Annotated in this window: 1 protein-coding gene; it reads right to left on the bottom strand. The window is 49.0% G+C overall.

The window, feature by feature from the left end; genetic code table 11:
• The coding region (locus FS628_RS31620; protein ID WP_222125323.1) for a hypothetical protein at positions 1-234 on the bottom strand (234 nt) is incomplete at its 3' end.
• Positions 235-304: the final 70 nt, after the last annotated feature.

Below are 304 nucleotides of genomic sequence, written 5' to 3'. Positions count from 1 at the left end.
TATCTCATCCATAATCCCCTCCCCAGTATCGAACACCCTTCCTACCCCCCTTCCCCTCCACCCTTTCCCCTCCTCAACCACAACCTCTTTACAAATAATCTCCTTCATTACCATCCCTATACCAAACGCTATCAACCCCACTACTCTTTCATGACATCCTTTCACCATATCCACCATCATTTTCCACCCCGTCCACACTCCCCACTTCCACACACTTACCAACCTGCCAACCATAATCCCTCATTAACCATTAACGAACCCCTCCATCTCACTGTCACTCCTCCCCACCAACTTACTCTTCACC

The organism is Paenibacillus xylanexedens (assembly GCF_007676705.1).
Classification (GTDB): Bacteria; Bacillota; Bacilli; order Paenibacillales; family Paenibacillaceae; genus Paenibacillus; species Paenibacillus xylanexedens_C.
This window is presented reverse-complemented; position numbering and strand designations above follow the sequence as displayed.